The sequence below is a fragment of the Alloalcanivorax xenomutans genome (assembly GCF_032810065.1).
GTDB lineage: Bacteria > Pseudomonadota > Gammaproteobacteria > Pseudomonadales > Alcanivoracaceae > Alloalcanivorax > Alloalcanivorax xenomutans.
In genome coordinates, this window is record NZ_CP136538.1 from 693,819 (window position 1) to 710,065 (window position 16,247).

Consider the following 16,247-nt stretch of genomic DNA (forward strand, 5'->3'; position numbering starts at 1 on the left):
GATGAGTATTTGCGCCGATGAGTTACGCTCTCGATACCCTTCGCCTGCTGATCGCGCACGATTCCCAGGACGACGCGGAACAACTGATGAATGCCCTGCGCAATGCCGGGCGCGCCACCCGGGCTCACTTGGCCCTGAACGATGACGACCTGGTCCGGGCCCTCAAGGGCGGCACCTGGGAACTGATGTTGTGCCGGCCCCGCTTTGGTGACGGCAGCTTCGAGCGGGCGCTGGAACACATCAACCGCCTCGGACGGGCGCTGCCGGTGGTGCTGTTGTGCGATGACTACTGCGCGGACCGGGTGCGTACCGCCATGGCGGCGGGCGCCAGGGCGGTGGTGCCGGTGGACGACCGTGAATTGCTGATGCTGATGGTGGACCGGATGATCGAGTTCCTGCGCTTGCGCCGGGAACTGCAGCATTCGGAGATCATTCGCCATGAGGCGGAGAAACGGCTGGCGCTGCTGATGGATCAGAGCCGGGACGCCATCGCCTACGTTCTCGATGGCATGCATATCCACGCCAACGACAACTATGTCTCGATCTTCGGCTATCAGGGCGCCGACGACCTGGCCGGCGTGCCGATCATGGACCTGATCTCCGCCAGTGACCACGCCCGCCTGAAACAGCTGCTGCGTGGCCGCGCCGCCGACGCCAGCCAGACCGACGAACTGCAATGCCGGGGGCTGCGCACCGACGGCGAAGAGTTCGACGCGACTTTTGTCTTCTCCCCCAGTACCTACGATGGCGAGGCCTGCACTCAGATCGTCATTCGTGTCAGTGAAGTGGATGAAAGCGCGATCCAGGCGCGGCTGGATGAGATCGTGCAGACCGACCAGGTCACCGGCCTGTACAGTCGTTCCTGGTTCATGGAGCAGCTGGATCAGGCGGTCGGCGACGCGGTACGCCAGGGCCAACTGGCGGCGGTGTTGTATTTGCGCGTGGATGATTTCGAGCAGCACCAGTCCGCTTTGGGCATGGAGGATGCGGATCAGGTGCTGCGGGCGGTGGCGGACTGGCTGCGCCGGCACTGCGCCGATGCCAAGCTGGCGCGCATGGACGGCGAGGACTTCGCCGTGCTGCGGCCGGTCAACGACATCGATGAGGCCCGCGCCATGGCGGAGTCCTTGTGTGCCGGCATCGCCGGGCTGATGCCGGAAGTGGCTTCCCGTACCGTTCATATCAGCGCCAGTGTCGGGCTGGCCTTCGCCCGAGAGGATGCCCATAGCAGCCATTCGATCCTGACGCTGGCGTTGAAATGCTGTCACCAGGCCCAGCGCGAGAACGGCGGCAAGGGCAACGCGGTGAAGGTGCATGATCCCATGGACGACGTCGCTTCCGGGTCACAGGAGGCGATCGTGCTGAGTCTGCGGGAAGCGTTGGAACACAACGGTTTCCAACTGCGCTATCAACCTCTGATGAATCTTGATGATGATCGCGAGCAGCTGTTCGAGGTGTTCGTGCAGATGCCGCAACGTCAGGGCGAGCCGTTGGCCGCCGCCGAGTTCATGCCGGTGGCGGCGGAAATGGGCATGGCCGGACGGGTGGATCGCTGGATCATACTCAACGCCATGCGCGCCGCCGCCGCGCAATCGCGGGTGCCGGGGCTGTTGATCAACCTCAGTGGTTTTTCGGTGGGCGAGGCCGGTCTGGTGGACTGGCTGGCAAAGGCCTTGCGCGCGGCACGGTTGCGCCCGGCCCAGGTGACCTTCCAACTCACCGAAGGGGACGCGGTGAATCATCTGAAGCAGGCGGCGGCGTTCGGCCGGGACCTTCGCAAACTGGGTTGCGGTCTGTCGATCAGCCGTTTCGGCGGCAGCCTGGACCCATTCAAACTGCTCGAACATCTGCCCGCCAGCATGGTCAAGTTCGAAGGGTCCTTCACCCAGGAACTGGGCAAACCGGAAAGCCGCGACCGCTTCGCCGAACTGGTCAAGCGGGCCGGGGAAAAGGGTTGCCGCACCGTGGTTGGTTTCGTCGAATCCGCCGCGCAGATGCAGGCGCTGTGGACTCTGGGCGGGGTGGACTACCTGCAGGGCTATTACCTGCAGGCGCCCACCGAGGAATTGCTGGTGATGGACGCCGAGGAGGAGTGAAGCCCGAGAGTCGCGGTTCGTGGGCCACTGGAGTCGCATATGTAGGAGCTTGCCTGCAAGCGAATCCCAGGAGAGCGGGAGCTAATTCGCTTGCAGGCAAGCTTGTATGGTTTCCCGGCAAGTCTTAGAAGGAGAAGACTTGTCGGGGTGGAGGGACCAGGCAAGCTTCTGACCCTAGGGTACAGACTGTGGGAGATATGGCCCCACCCCGCACCTTCAAACGCCGATAAGGAATCCATCGGCTGAGCGCGCACTCAGACCGACGATACTCTGCAAGCCAGCGTGACGGTGCGCCCCGACAAGCCCATTTAACCTAGCTGACAGGGGAGCCCCATGGCAATGCCGGCAAGCCGCCCGGAGATCGGGATCGACGCTGCGAAAGACAACCTGGTGATCCACCATCAGGACCTGAACCAAACCCTCACCATCGACAATACGCCCCAAGCCATCCGCCAATGGCTGGCCACCCTCCCCAAGGGCTGCGATATCGCCATTGAGGCGACCAGCACCTATCACATGGACATTACCGAGCGCGCACACGCCAAGGGGCATCGGGTCTATGTGGTGGACGGCTACCGCCTCAGCAACTACCGCAAAGGCGTTGGAGGGCGGGCCAAGACGGATCTGGCCGATGCCCAGTTGCTGGCCCGCTATCTGCGCAGGGAGAAAGACGAGTTACGCCCATGGAGCCCGCCCCCAAAGGCGTACCGGGTGCTGCAGAGCCTGCTGCGTCGCCGGGCCGCCTTGGTTAAGGCCCGCACGGCATTACGTCAGAGCCTGAGCGGAGAACCGGAGCTCAAGGCCCCTCTGCGTGCCCTGATCGCCAAAATGGACCGGATTGACTCTCTGATCCAGAAACGGCTCAAGAGCGCGGTGAGCGCCGCCGGCTTACAGACTCAGGTGCAACGCTGCGACGCGATCGACGGGGTCGGCGAGATCACCGCCACCGCCTTGGTCATGGCCTTCCTGAGAGGAGACTTCACCAATAGCGATGCCTTCGTTGCCTTCCTGGGGTTGGATGTCCGGGTCCGTGACTCCGGCAAACTCACCGGCAAGCGTAAGCTGACCAAACAAGGAGATACGGAGGTCAGGCGACTGCTGCACTGTGCCGCCATGAGTGCGTCTCGACACCCGGTCTGGCGCGCCTTCTATCAGCGCTATCGGGACCGGGGACTGCACACCACGCAAGCCTTGGTGATCCTGGCCCGGAAGATCGCTCGCACCGCCTTCGCCCTGATGAAGCAGCAACAAGAATATTGCCCCGCAAAGCTCTTCTAAGCATTGCAGGGCACCATAGAATCTCCCACAGCGGTTTCCGGGGCACGTGGAGAGCCGATAAAATTGGTCGGCCACCCGTGGCTCGTGAGCCGCGATTTCGCGCGCCGAATCAGCTCCGCCGGCCGGCCTGATCGCGGGCGAACTGCCAGGCGATGCGTCCGGAACGGGCGCCGCGGGTGCGGGACCACAGCACTGCTTCGTCGCGTAAAGCGGCCGCTTCCCCGTCACTGAATCCAAAATAGCGCAGCCATTGGTCCACGGCGCGCAGATAGTCGTCCTGGGTAAAGGGGTAGAAACTCAGCCACAACCCGAACCGCTCCGACAGCGATACTTTTTCCTCGGTGGTGTCACCAGGATGGATCTCGCCGTTCTCGCCGGGGCGGGCCTCCAGGTTCTCGCTCATCTTCTCCGGCAGCAAATGGCGCCGGTTGGACGTGGCGTAAATCAGCATGTTGGCGGCGGCGCCGGTCAATGAACCGTCCAGGGCGGTCTTCAGTGCCTTGTAACCGCCTTCGCCTTCCTCGAAGGAAAGATCATCACAGAACAGAATGAAGCGCTCCGGGCGCTGGCGGATCAGGGCCACCACCTGGCGCAGATCGGCGAGATCTTCCTTGTCGATTTCGATCAGGCGCAGCCCTTCATCGTGGAACGCCTGCAGGCAGGCTTTCACCAGCGACGACTTGCCGGTCCCCCGGGCACCGGTGAGCAGCACATTGTTGGCGGGCCGGCCAGCGACGAACTGCCGGGTGTTGCGCTCAATCGCCTGCCGTTGGCGGTCCACGTTGCGCAGATCATCGAAGCGGATCAGAGCGGGATCCTCGATCGGCACCAGGCGGCCGCCGCCGAACGGTCCCTGACGCCGTTCCCAGCGGTAGGCCGGCGCGTCTTCGGGAAAGGTCACCGCCGCGGTGCCGGTGGCGGTTTCCAACGCGTGGGCGATGCGTTCGAGCTGACCATGCAAGGCGGTCAGCAGTGCCTCGTTGGACGAGGGTGAATCCTGAGACATGGTGACTCCGTCAATGGGGCTAGGATGAAACTCCTATGATGGCGCGGGCCGGTATCCGCCTGTTACCTGAAAACCGCCTAATACTAGCGCGAATACGACAGACAAACCTCCCCTCCGGCGCTATTCTGAGCCGGTTCGACAACCGTGCAGAATCACTCAGGAAAACGCCAAGGAACAAGATGTCGATCTGGAAACTGCCCGCTGCTCTGATCATGGTGGCGATGGTAACGGGCTGTGGCCCGTCCGATGACCCGTCCGCGGACGCGGCCTCCGACCAAGCCACCACCAATGACGCCGCCCCGCATAATCAGGCCGGCTCCTCCGACCGGGACGCGCCGGTGCTGGATACCGGCACCGAGGCATCCCTGCAGGAATCCCTGGACCGGGTGCGTTCTTCGCTACCGGAAGGCCAGCGTATCGAGTTCGACCAGTCGGTGAAGCTGATTATGGATGTGGAGCCGCAACGATTGCACGGCATGACCGCCGAGCAGGTGCTGGCGGCCGGGCGCCAATTACATCAGCGGACTAACGGCGGCTGAGGACGGCTGGTGCCGGTCCTGGGAACGCTGGGCCCGCAGGTAGGCTGGCTCCTGCTGAGCCCGTTGCCAATAGGCACTGACCCGTGGCGGAAAGTACTGGGACAGGTCGAGCCGTTGGGCCAGCAACAGGGCATAGGCCACGGAAATGTCGGCGGCGGTGAAGCGGCCGGCACATAGCCAGTCGCGGTCGCTCAGGGCCCGTTCCACGCCTTTCAGGCGCGACAGAAACCAGCGCGTATAATCCTCCGCCACTCGCGGCAGCCGCCGTTCTTCCGGTTCCAGTTGGGTGTAACGCAGTACCAGTGTCTGCGGGAAGGTCAGCGTGGCTTCGCCAAAGTACAGCCAGTTGATCCAGGCGCCATACTCAGGGTGGTCGGTGGGCAGTGCCAGTGACGAATCCGGTCCGTAGCGGCTTACCAGATAATGGACGATACCCGAGGATTCGGTCATGCGCGTGTCACCGTCCAGCAGCAGGGGAATGGTGCCGAGCGGGTTTTCCCGCAGATAATCGGGGCATTCGACGCGCGGCGGAAACGGCATCATGTTGAGCTGGTAGGGCAATTCAAGCGCTTCCAGGGCCCACAGGCAGCGGAACGAACGGGCGTTATGGCAGTGGTAAAGCGTGATCATCAACGAGACTCCGTGATGTTGTATTCGGCCAGCACTTCATCGGTGTGCTGGCCCAGATGCGGTGCCGGCCGGGCCGGCTGCGGTGCCCGCGCACTGAAACGGGTGGGCAGCGGCATTTCCACGTAGTCCCCTTCGCTGGGGTGGCGGCGGCGCTGGAACAGGCCGGTGGCCCACAAATGCTGGTCTTCCAGAACGCGGTCAAAGGGACACACCGGCATGGCCGGAATCGACGCTGTCCGGCACAGTGTCATCCATTCAGCGGTGGTTTTTTGTGGCGTGCGTTGCGCCATTTCCTTGTAGAGCAGCGAGATATTGGCGCGGCGCTCGGGCTGGCTGCTGAACTCAGGCCGTTCGGTGAGCTCCGGACAGCCGAGCAGATCGAGCAGGGTCAGCCAGCAGTGATCGTTGTGAGGGACGATACTGATGTGGCCGTCGGCGGTGGGAAAAGGATTGCGGTGCGGGTCCAGTTGCCGGAAATAACCGGCGTCCTTGCTGGTGGGCGGTTGAAACGTCTGGCCGAATAAATGTTCCTGAAACAGAAACTGGGTGAAGGTCTCGAACATGGGGATCTCCACCTGCTGGCCTTCGCCGCTGCGCAGCCGGTGCACCACCGCCGCCAGCACCGCCTGGCTGGCGTACAAGGCGCCCACCTTGTCGGCGATCACCGAAGGCACATAGCGGGGCTGGCCGCCGTCGTAGCGGCCAACCAGATCGGTCATGCCACTGGCGGCCTGGATCACGTCATCGTAAGCCTGCAAACCGGCATAGGGCCCGCCGGAGCCGAAGCCGACACAGTGGGCATAAATGATGTCCGGGCGCAGGGCTTTGACGCTGGGATAGTCGAAGCCAAGGCGGGCGATGGCATCGGCGCGCACATTGTGAATGAAGACATCGGCGTCGCCCAGCAAGGCCGCCAGCGCACGCCGGCCCTGCTCCTGTTTCAGATCCAGCACCACCGACCGTTTGCCGCGATTGGTGGTCACGAACGCCGGCCCCATGCCCGGTGTTTTCGCCGGATTGCCGGCGATGCGCATGAGATCTCCGGCGGGTGCCTCCACCTTGATCACGTCGGCGCCCAGATCGGCGAGCATTTGTGTGCAATAAGGGCCGAAGATCATCGTCGTCATGTCGATGATGCGTACGCCCTCGAGCATGCTCTGGGACATGATGAATCTCCCGAAGGATGAGCGGTCAGCGGCCGGTCCAGACCGGTTCCCGTTTCTCGATGAAAGCGCGCGGCCCTTCCTGATAGTCCTCGGTGGTCACCAGATACTCACGGGCCTTGTCGCCGGCGGCGATCAGCGCGGCCTCGTCCAGATCGTGGGTAAGGCGGGCGATGACCAGACTTTCCTGCACCGCGATCGGCGCATTGGCGGCGATGGTTTCGGCCAGTTCCCGGGCGGTGTCCAGAACCTGATCCGCTTCCACCAGCCGGTTTACCAGGCCGAAGTCATAGGCGCGCCGGGCGTCCAGGGTGTTGCCGGTGGCGATCAGCTCCAGAGCGATGGCTCGGGGCAGATTGCGGGGCAGGCGATAGAGGCCGCCGGCCAGCGCCACCAGCCCGCGTTTCACCTCCGGTAAACCGAACGCCACCTTGGGGGACGCCACGCGCAGGTCGCAGGTCAACGCGATTTCCAGACCGCCGGCCAGGGCCAGCCCATTGAGCGCGGCGATCCAGACCTTGCGGCGCGGTGCATGAACAAAACCGGCGAAACCGCCTTCCTTGGTAACCAGCCGATGGGCGTTGCCGGCGGAGATTTCCTTGAGATCGGCGCCGGCGCAGAACACCTTGTCGCCGCTGCCCTGCAGAATCACGGCGCGGATGTCGTTGTCCGCTTCGGTGGCTTTGACCGCGGCTGCCAGTCCCTGGGCCACGTCGCCGTTGACGGCGTTGCGGGCTTGCGGCCGATTGAGAGTGACCAGGGCAATGTGATCGCCCAGGCGTTCCAGGGTTACGGCGTTATTGGTGTTATCCGTCATGTGCGCGTTTCTCATCCAGGTATTTTGGGGGGCTAGATAGCCTCTTTGGTGCTGGCGGTCCGCCGTGTGGCGATGCGGAAGTGCAGAAGATCCTCTTCTCCCGGCATGGCCTCGCCGGCCAGGCCGATGGGGCTGTTCGCGGGGTCGAGCAGGGTGTCCAGGGTGGCGCGATCGGTGCCGGGAACCCGTGCCATCACGCGTTCGCCGGCCGGCGTCAGAGCCAGCACCACGGCGTAATCCACCTCTCCGGCACGGTTGAACAGCGCGGTGAACGTCTCCAGCGTGGCCGGGCCCTGATAGCGTTCCAGCAGCGGCGGCACCGGTCCGCGGCGGGCATCGGCTTGCGCCTGCACGCTGTAGTCCTCGGCCAGCGGTGCCGGTGGCGGCCGGTTGGAAAGCACCACGGCATGGTGTTTGGTGACGTATTCCCCCTGGCCGTAGAGCAGCCCCTCGCCCGGGGCGCTGTCGCGCAGGCGGCGCACCATGGCGGCGGCGGCATGAGTCATGTAGTTGTTCATCGGTGCGCCGAAGAAGCTCAGGCCGCCAGTCACGCTGGGCTCGAAATCCTCGTCCAGGCCGAGAGTGCGGCGGGCCATTTTGGGCACGCAGGGAAAACAGCTGTACAGCTCCAGATGGCGGAAGCCGCCGACGTCGCCGCCGGCCCACCGCAGCACGGTTTCCAGCACGGTGTCCTGGGCGTGGGAGCGGTGGAACTGATCCCGTTGCAAATAATCCTCCGGCTCCACCGCCGCCGCTCCGCCCCACAAGTGGATCCAGCGTTCCTCGGGAATTCCCATTTTCCTGGCCACGGCGGCGCTGGTCAGCAACAGGGCGGCCCCCTGATTGACCATCGGGTTGGCCACCTGCCATTTGGTGTAGGGCCAGGCCACCGCCCGGTTTTCCGCTGTCGGGGTAATGATCTCCTCGGCGCTCGGTGTGCGCTCGGACCAGGTATAGGGATTGTTCGCCGCGATGCGGGCCATTCGCGCCCATAGCCGGCCGGACTCTTCCATGGCCGCGCGGGGCGTCTGACCATAGCGGCGAGGCAGAGCGTTTTCGTAGAACGGATACACCGTTGGCGGCATCAGAATGCCGTGTTTGAGTGACAGCGGATGCAGAATGTCCTTGCCGCGCCGCACTTTCGGCGCTGGATCACGCGGTGGCCAGGGCAGATCCAGATTCTGTTTCGCCGCCCGCTCCGTGGTGTGCCGGGACTCGGCGCCGACCACCGCCGCCACCCGGTATTCACCCCGTGCGATGGCCAGGGCGGCCTGATGCAGATAGCGCAATGGCGATTCCCCGCCCATGGGGCCGAGTTCCACCCGTTGCGGCTGCCGCCCCAGGCGTTGGCACAATTGCGCCTCGGTGTCCGGATAAGGCCAGGACAACTGATAAACGATGTCGACGGAATCCAGTTGATCGAGCAGGGCGGCGCCGCTGTCCTGTTCGGCCCGACGCAGGGCATGCTCCATTAGCGCCAGCGGTTCCAGTCCCCGCTCCAGTTGTTGCGGCTGATCGGTGATTTCACCCACGCCCACAAGGACGGGAAGACAGCGCGGGTCGGGACTGCTCATGTAGAATCCTTTGTTCTGATACTGAAAAAATGCCGGGGGTCACTGCTGTCCCACAGCTCCTGCGGAGGCTTCGTGGCAACCTCTGAATTCCATGGGCGGCTCCAGAAAATCCATGCTTGAGTGTTCCTCAGTGAGGATTGGGGATATTCGTCGATTCAGACGAAATTGCAGCAAACCGGACCTTTCATCCGGCGGCGCCCGGTTGTGCCGGCGTTTACCCTGTTCACACCGCCCCCCTATACTTTCCGCAATCCCGCCTCCCGCAGCCCCGCGATGGCGTGGGTCCATCCATGAGTGTCTCCGGCGGTATTTGCATGACACAGCTGTTCAGCAAGAACGATAAGAGCGGGCTGACCCGCGACCTGATCGAAGCCCTGTTTCCCATGTTCGAGCAAGCCAGCGCGGGGGGCATCGCGGTGGACCGGCAGGCCCGGATTACCTGGATCAACGGCAGCTACGCCTCGCTGCTGGGTATCGAGGATCCGGCGGCGGTGATCGGTGAACCGGTACGCCGGGTGATCCCCATGACGCGCATGCCGGAAGTGGTGGAAACCGGCCGCCCCCTGCTGCTGGACATCATGGAATACGAATCCCAGCAACTGGTGGTGACGCGGCTGCCTTATTTTGACGACAGCGGCAAGGTCATGGGCGCGGTGGCGTTCGTGTTGTACGACGACCTGCAGCCGTTGACGCCGCTGGTCAGCAAGTACCGCCGTTTGCACCAGGATTTGGTGGCGGCCCGCAAGGCGCTGGCGAGGAAAAATCGCGGTACGCGTTACAGCCTGGGGGATTTCGTTGGCGCCAGCCCGGCGGCGCTTGAGGTCAAGCGCCGTGCCCGGCTGGCCGCGGGGCGGGACATGCCGGTGCTGTTGCTGGGGGAAACCGGCACCGGCAAGGAAGTTCTGGCCCAGGCCATCCACGCTCTGTCGCGGCGGGCGGACCGTCCCTTCGTCGGCGTCAATGTGGCGGCGATACCGGAAAACCTGCTGGAGGCGGAGTTCTTCGGTGTGGCGCCGGGCGCCTACACCGGCGCCGACCGGCGTACCCGGGACGGCAAATTCCAATTGGCCAATGGCGGCACCCTGTTTCTGGATGAAGTGGGCGATATGCCGCTGGCGCTGCAGGCCAAGCTGTTGCGGGCGTTACAGGAAGGGGAGATCGAACCGCTGGGCTCCAACAAGGTGGCCCAGGTGGATGTGCGGGTAATCGCCGCCACCAGCCGTAATCTGGAAACCATGATGGAAGAGGGCCGCTTCCGTTCGGATCTCTACTACCGGCTCAATGTGCTGGAGATCACCATCCCGCCCCTGCGGGAACGCCTGCCGGATCTGGGCGTGCTGTGTGAAGCGATTCTGGAGGATATCGCGGCCGGTCTGGAGCTGCGTGCCGAGATCACTGATGCCGCGGTGTCGGCCCTCAGCAGTTATGACTGGCCCGGTAATGTCCGCGAGTTGCGTAATGTGCTCGAACGGGGCCTGACCATGGGGGAGGAAACCGGCCTGCTGGACGCCGACGCCATCTTCAAGGTGTTGCCGCGCAAAAGCGGACGCCTGCAACCGGTTGGGGCGGCGCAACCGGCCCGTCCACTGGCCCAGGTGCTGGCGGAGGCGGAACTTCAGGCCATCGAGGCCGCGCTGGTGGCCAGCCGGGGCAACCGTTCCCGCGCGGCGCGGATACTGGGGATCTCCCGTTCGGCCCTGTATGAAAAGCTGAATAAGCTGTCCTGATTTCAAGACAGGTGTCCATATTTTAGGACAGTTTCGTTAGACCTTTGCCTAAACCTGTTCTGTATTCCGGACACTTTTATGAAGAGGAATCACCGGAAAACTCATGCCTCTTTGTTTTTAAAGGGTTTTCTGGTCTGGCACGGTGCCTGCTAGTTGGTGTGCGCAGAAGGTGGGAACAACCACCCCGACAATCGCACAACAACAAGAAGGATTCTTTTCATGTCGCTCAAGCAACAGCTCTCCAATCTCGGGCGCGGCGCCACTTTCGCTGCTCTGATGTCAGCCAGTCTGATCAGCGGTCAAGCCATGGCGGAGGAAAAAATACGCTGGCAGGTACCGCTGGCATTCCCTTCCCACCTGGTGGGTCTGACCACCCCGATCAAATATCTCTCGGACAACCTGAAAGCGATTTCCGGCGGCGATATTCAACTGCGTTACTACGAGCCCGGCGAACTGGTGCCACCGTTTGAAATCATGGACGCCGTCAGCGAGGGCAAGTACCCGGCGGGCTACACCTGGGTCGGCTACGATCAGGGCACCATTCCGGCTCTACCGCTGTATTCGGGCGCCCCGTTCAATATGGAACCGCCCGCCTATTTGGCCTGGTACTACGAAGGGGATGGCAAGGCGCTGCTGGAAGAGATTTACGACGAGCGCAATATCCACCCGATGCTGTGCAGCATCATCGGCCCCGAGGGCGCGGGCTGGTTCGCCAAGCCGATCAGTGAGCTCAAGGACATCGAGGGGCTGCGGATCCGTTTCGCCGGTATTGGCGGCAAGGTGCTGGAAGAACTGGGCGCCTCCGTCACCATGATCCCCGGTGGCGAGCTGTATCAGTCCCTGGAGCGCAAGACCATCGACGCCACCGAGTTCTCCCAGCCCGCCATCGACAAGATGCTGGGCCTGGATCAGATCATCAAGAACTATGTGATGCCGGGTTGGCACCAGACCCTCACCACCTCTCATTTGCTGGTGAACAAGGACGCTTGGAACAAGCTCAAGCCGGAAAGCCGCGCCTTGATCGAAATGGGCTGCGAGTCCGCCGTTCTCAAGGGATTTGCCCAGAGTGAATGGGCACAGCCCACCGCCCTGCGGGAATACCAGAAGGAAGGCGTCACCGCGCAGACCCTGCCGGAGCCGGTGTTGCGTGAATTGGAGAAGGTCACCAACAAGGTGCTCGATGACATGGCCGCCAAGGACGCCATGTTCAAGCGCGTGCTCACCAGTCAGCGCGAGTTCATGAAGCATCACGCCATCTGGCACAGCAAAGGGTATCTGCCGCGGGATTTCTATCAGTACGACTGACCCGAACCGGATAACCCCCGGGGCAGGCTCCGTCCGGTGCCTGCCGATGTCATTTGCTATCCGACGCAGAGGTGACCGTGACCGACGAGCCTGTTTCCCCCGATGCCGAGGCGGCCGGGGCCGATGTCTTGCCGTACAACCGATTGTCCTGGTGGCTGGACCGGCTGGTGGCCGGGGTCGGGCGCTGGTGCTCCTGGCTCTGGCTGGCGGTTCTGGCGGTGGTATTAAGCAATGTGTTCAGCCGTTTCGTGATGAACGAAGGCTCCATCGCTTTGGAGGAATTGTCCTGGCACTTTTTCGGCGCCGCCATGATGTTGACCCTGGGCTACGCCGTGGTCCGGGATGACCACGTCAGGGTGGATGTCTTGCGGGAAAAATTCTCCCTGAAAGCCCAGGCGTGGATCGAACTGGTGGCCATCGTATTGCTGGCCTTGCCGATCCTTTATCTGATGATCGATGCCTTGGTGCCCTACGCCTACAAGGCCTACACCTTCAGCGAACGCTCCCAGGCTCCCAGCGGGCTGCCGCACCGGTTCATTTTCAAAAGTGTGTTGCCACTGGGGCTGATGCTGGTGGCCGTGGCGTTGTTCTCCCGGGGACTGCGCTGCGCCACTTTCCTGTTCCGTTTTCCTCGTGAAATCCAGCCCGGCACGGACGAGCGCGACGGCGCTCATCCCCACCCCTGATCAAGAGGCATCACTATTATGGGTCTGGAAGAAATTCTGGTTATCGCCATGTTCGCCAGTTTCATGGGGCTGCTGTTGTTGGGCTTTCCCGTGGCCTGGGCGCTGGCGGGCGTGGGGCTCTTATTCGCCGTTATTGGCAGTGTATTGATTCAGTATTTCGACGCCGATCTCTGGTTCACCTGGGCCGGTACCATCGGTGTTCTGGATGCCCGCATTTACGGCATCGTGGCCAATGAATTGATGGTGGCGCTGCCGCTTTTCATCTTCATGGGCATCATGCTGGACCGCTCCGGGATCGCCGAGAAATTGATGCACAGTCTGGTGCGGGTGCTCGGGCCGCTGCGTGGCGGCTACGCGATCACCGTGGTGGTGGTCGGTATTCTGCTGGCGGCGTCCACCGGCATCGTTGGCGCCTCCGTGGTGTTACTGGGCATGTTGTCGCTGGGGCCGATGATGCAGGCCCAGTACAACAAACCGCTGGCCGTGGGCACCGCCTGTTCGGTGGGAACCCTGGGCATTCTGGTGCCGCCGAGCATCATGCTGGTGTTGATGGCGGATCGGTTGGGCACCTCCGAGGCCTCCGTTGGCAAACTGTTCATGGGAGCCCTGATCCCCGGCATGATGCTGGGAGCGATGTACATTCTCTACATCGTTATCGCCTCCTGGTTGAAAAAAGATCTGGCGCCGGCACCGAAGCATCATGACCGTCTGGACGGACGGGCGGTATGGGATCTGTTCTTGTCGGTGGTGCCGCCGCTGGCGCTGATCATCGCCGTGCTGGGCTCGATCTTTTTCGGCATCGCCACCACCACGGAGGCGTCCGGCGTGGGCGCGGCGGGGGCCTTGTTGATGGCGCTGCTCAGCCGGCGTCTGAATATGACAGTGCTCAAGGATGCGCTCTATCAAACCAGCCGTACCACCGCGTTTATTTTCGGCATTTTCATCGGCGCCACGGTGTTCGCGGCGGTGCTGCGCGGGCTGGGAGGCGATGACGTCATACGCGCGGCGATCACCGGGTTGCCGTTCGGCACCACCGGTATTCTGCTGACCATTCTGCTGGTCACTTTCCTGCTTGGTTTCTTCCTGGACTGGGTGGAGATCACTTTGATCATTCTGCCGCTAGTGGCGCCGGTGGTGTTCTCCCTCGGCGTGGAACCGGTGTGGTTCGCGATTCTGTTCGCGCTGTGTTTGCAGACCTCGTTTTTGACGCCGCCGGTGGGGTTCGCCCTGTTTTATATCAAGGGCGTGTGTCCGCCGGAGATCACCACACGGCACATCTATCTGGGCGTATTGCCGTTTATCGCCCTGCAGTTATTGGGCCTGGCCCTGGTGTTCTGGTTCGAGCCCCTGGCCACCTGGCTGCCCAATGAAATCTACGGCGGGCCCTAGGGCTTTAACAGGCATGCAGTAAGAGGAGAAATGAATGAGCAACATGGCAGCTTCCCCCGTGCTCTGGTCCCCTTCGGCGGACACCATGGCCAATTGTCAGATGGGACGTTTCAAGACCTGGCTGCAAGAGCGGGGGTTCGGCCCCTTTGCTGATTATCACGCTTTGCATCAGTGGTCGATCGAGGAGCTGGAGCTGTTCTGGCAGCATCTGTGGGACTATTGCGGACTGATCCACGAGGTTCCCGCCGATCGGGTGCTGAGCGGACGCGACATGCCCGGTGCCGAGTGGTTTCCCGGCATGCGGATGAACTTCGCCGCTAATCTGTTGCGGCTAGCGGAGGGGGAACACGCCGACCGGGAAGCGGTGGTGGCTTATTGTGAAACCCGCCCGGTGCTGCGCAAAAGTTATGCGCAACTGAAGGCGGACGTAGGGGCCTTGGAGGCCTTTTTCCGTACCCGGGGTATCGTTCGGGGGGACCGCGTCGCCGCGGTGGTGACCAACGGTTACGAGGCGCTGGTGGGCATGCTGGCGGCCACCAGCCTGGGGGCGATCTGGAGTTCCGCGTCCCCGGACTTCGGCACGGGCGCCATCCTCGATCGCTTTGGCCAGATCGAACCCGCCGCTTTGATCGTGGTGAACGGTTACGGCTATGGCGGCAAAGTATTCGCCCGCCAGGAAGACTTCGCCGGGTTGATCGAGGGATTGCCGAGCCTGCGTTGCGTGGTCAGTGTCCAGCAACTGCCGGACCAGCCGGCGCTGACCGGCGACCGGGTCACGCCCTGGCCGGTGGCGCTGGCGGAAGGCGCGGGCCAGGCGCCTTCGTTCACGCCGTTGCCGCCGGACCATCCGGTGTACATTCTTTATTCCTCCGGCACCACCGGTAAGCCCAAGTGCATCGTCCACGGTGCCGCCGGGTTGCTGGTGAATCACGCCAAGGAACTGATGCTGCATGGCGATGTGGGGCCGGCGGACCGGTTTCTCTACTTCACCACCTGCGGTTGGATGATGTGGAACTGGCAGGCCTCGGCTTTGCTCACCGGCGCTGCCGTCATCACCGTGGACGGTTCACCCGGCTACCCGGATCTGGACATGTTGTGGCGTCTGGTGGCGGACGAGAAGGTGACTCACTTCGGCACCAGCGCGCGCTTCCTGGCGGGATGCCGCAAGGCCGGCCTGACACCGGCAAAGACCCTGGATCTGTCCGCTTTGCGTGTATTGTTCTCCACCGGATCGCCGTTGCTGCCGGAGGATTACGACTGGGTTTATGCCGACGGTGCTCCACGGGTACTGTTGGGCTCCATCGCCGGCGGCACCGATATTTGCGGCTGTTTTGTCGGCGCCACGCCGCTTCTGCCGGTGCGCCGGGGCGAGATTCAATGCCGCTTCCTGGGCGTGGACGCGGTGGCGTATGGGGAGCACGGCGAGCCGGTCAGCGAAGGCCGGGGTGAGTTGGTATGCCGCCAGCCGCTGCCGTCCATGCCGGTGGCGTTCTGGGGCGACCCTCGGGGTGAGCGTTACCGTGCCGCCTATTTCGAAACCTTCCCCGGAGTCTGGGCACACGGTGATTTCATTCACTTCACCGAACACGGCGGCGCGGTGATCCATGGCCGCTCCGATGCCACTTTGAATCCGGGCGGCGTACGCATCGGTACCGCGGAGATCTATCGTCAGGTGGAAACCGAGGTGTCGGTCAAGGACAGCCTGGTGGTGGGCCGCCAGATCGACGGTGATGTGGAAGTGGTATTGCTGGTGGTGGCGAATGACGGCGGCGAGTTGAGCGCGGAACTGATTCAACGTCTGCGAACGAGAATCCGCGAAGGCGCGAGCCCCCGCCACGTTCCCAGGCATGTCATCTCCGTGCCGGATATCCCCTATACCCGTAGTGGCAAGAAGGTGGAGCTGGCGGTGGCCGGGCTGCTCAACGGTGCTGCCCGTGGCGATAACCGCGATGCCCTGGCCAACCCCGAGGCGCTGGATCGGATCCGTGACCGCCTGCGTCAGGCGAACCTGTTGCACGGTTAGCGGATCGCGCTGAT

Annotated in this window: 13 protein-coding genes; 8 read left to right on the forward strand and 5 right to left on the reverse strand. The window is 63.1% G+C overall.

Annotation, left to right across the window (positions count from 1 at the left end):
- Positions 1-17: 17 nt before the first annotated feature.
- Both RYH70_RS03330 and RYH70_RS03335 read left to right on the forward strand, forming a co-directional pair.
- Positions 18-2,096, forward strand: coding sequence for an EAL domain-containing protein (locus RYH70_RS03330; RefSeq protein ID WP_022993936.1), 2,079 nt, complete (start codon positions 18-20; stop codon positions 2,094-2,096).
- A 333-nt stretch (positions 2,097-2,429) separates the two neighbouring features.
- On the forward strand, positions 2,430-3,374 hold the full coding sequence (locus RYH70_RS03335; RefSeq protein ID WP_284455070.1) for a transposase: 945 nt from the start codon (positions 2,430-2,432) through the stop codon (positions 3,372-3,374).
- A gap of 109 nt (positions 3,375-3,483) precedes the next feature.
- On the opposite strand, the gene RYH70_RS03340 is transcribed toward RYH70_RS03335, so the two are convergent.
- Positions 3,484-4,380, reverse strand: a complete 897-nt coding sequence (locus RYH70_RS03340) for an ATP-binding protein (protein WP_022993935.1) — start codon at positions 4,378-4,380, stop codon at positions 3,484-3,486.
- Between the two features lie 179 nt (positions 4,381-4,559).
- Between RYH70_RS03340 and RYH70_RS03345 the strand changes: the two genes are divergently transcribed.
- Positions 4,560-4,919, forward strand: a complete 360-nt coding sequence (locus RYH70_RS03345; RefSeq protein WP_080530418.1) for a DUF6694 family lipoprotein — start codon at positions 4,560-4,562, stop codon at positions 4,917-4,919.
- Here RYH70_RS03345 and RYH70_RS03350 read toward each other — a convergent pair.
- Genes RYH70_RS03350 through RYH70_RS03365 form a run of 4 tightly spaced genes read right to left on the reverse strand, consistent with a single transcriptional unit; the run spans position 4,893 to position 9,103 of the window.
- Positions 4,893-5,549, reverse strand: coding sequence for a glutathione S-transferase family protein (locus tag RYH70_RS03350; RefSeq protein ID WP_022993933.1), 657 nt, complete (start codon positions 5,547-5,549; stop codon positions 4,893-4,895). The two genes, RYH70_RS03345 and RYH70_RS03350, sit on opposite strands and share 27 nt — an antisense overlap.
- Complete coding sequence (locus RYH70_RS03355; protein WP_317009774.1) at positions 5,549-6,715, reverse strand: CaiB/BaiF CoA transferase family protein; 1,167 nt, start codon at positions 6,713-6,715, stop codon at positions 5,549-5,551. Before RYH70_RS03355 ends, RYH70_RS03350 begins: the two co-directional genes overlap by 1 nt.
- 25 nt (positions 6,716-6,740) lie before the next feature.
- The gene (locus RYH70_RS03360; RefSeq protein WP_080530420.1) at positions 6,741-7,529 is read right to left on the reverse strand and encodes an enoyl-CoA hydratase-related protein; all 789 of its coding nucleotides are present in this window, start codon (positions 7,527-7,529) and stop codon (positions 6,741-6,743) included.
- 32 nt (positions 7,530-7,561) lie between these two features.
- Positions 7,562-9,103 (reverse strand): acetyl-CoA acetyltransferase, encoded by a 1,542-nt coding sequence (locus RYH70_RS03365; protein WP_233917271.1) that lies wholly within the window; start codon positions 9,101-9,103, stop codon positions 7,562-7,564.
- Between the two features lie 314 nt (positions 9,104-9,417).
- On the opposite strand from RYH70_RS03365, the gene RYH70_RS03370 reads away from it, so the two are divergent.
- The 5 genes from RYH70_RS03370 to RYH70_RS03390 all read left to right on the forward strand — a co-directional run bounded on the left by RYH70_RS03370 (position 9,418) and on the right by RYH70_RS03390 (position 16,233).
- Positions 9,418-10,830, forward strand: a complete 1,413-nt coding sequence (locus RYH70_RS03370) for a sigma-54 interaction domain-containing protein (protein WP_080530422.1) — start codon at positions 9,418-9,420, stop codon at positions 10,828-10,830.
- Positions 10,831-11,049: 219 nt separating this feature from the next.
- Positions 11,050-12,135 carry a TRAP transporter substrate-binding protein gene (locus RYH70_RS03375; protein ID WP_022993928.1) on the forward strand — a complete coding sequence of 362 codons (1,086 nt, stop codon included), beginning with the start codon at positions 11,050-11,052 and terminating at the stop codon, positions 12,133-12,135.
- 77 nt (positions 12,136-12,212) lie between these two features.
- Positions 12,213-12,821, forward strand: coding sequence for a TRAP transporter small permease subunit (locus RYH70_RS03380; protein WP_022993927.1), 609 nt, complete (start codon positions 12,213-12,215; stop codon positions 12,819-12,821).
- Between the two features lie 18 nt (positions 12,822-12,839).
- Positions 12,840-14,210, forward strand: coding sequence for a TRAP transporter large permease (locus tag RYH70_RS03385; protein WP_080530424.1), 1,371 nt, complete (start codon positions 12,840-12,842; stop codon positions 14,208-14,210).
- A 34-nt stretch (positions 14,211-14,244) separates the two neighbouring features.
- Positions 14,245-16,233 (forward strand): acetoacetate--CoA ligase, encoded by a 1,989-nt coding sequence (locus RYH70_RS03390; RefSeq protein ID WP_055099832.1) that lies wholly within the window; start codon positions 14,245-14,247, stop codon positions 16,231-16,233.
- Positions 16,234-16,247 lie beyond the last annotated feature (14 nt).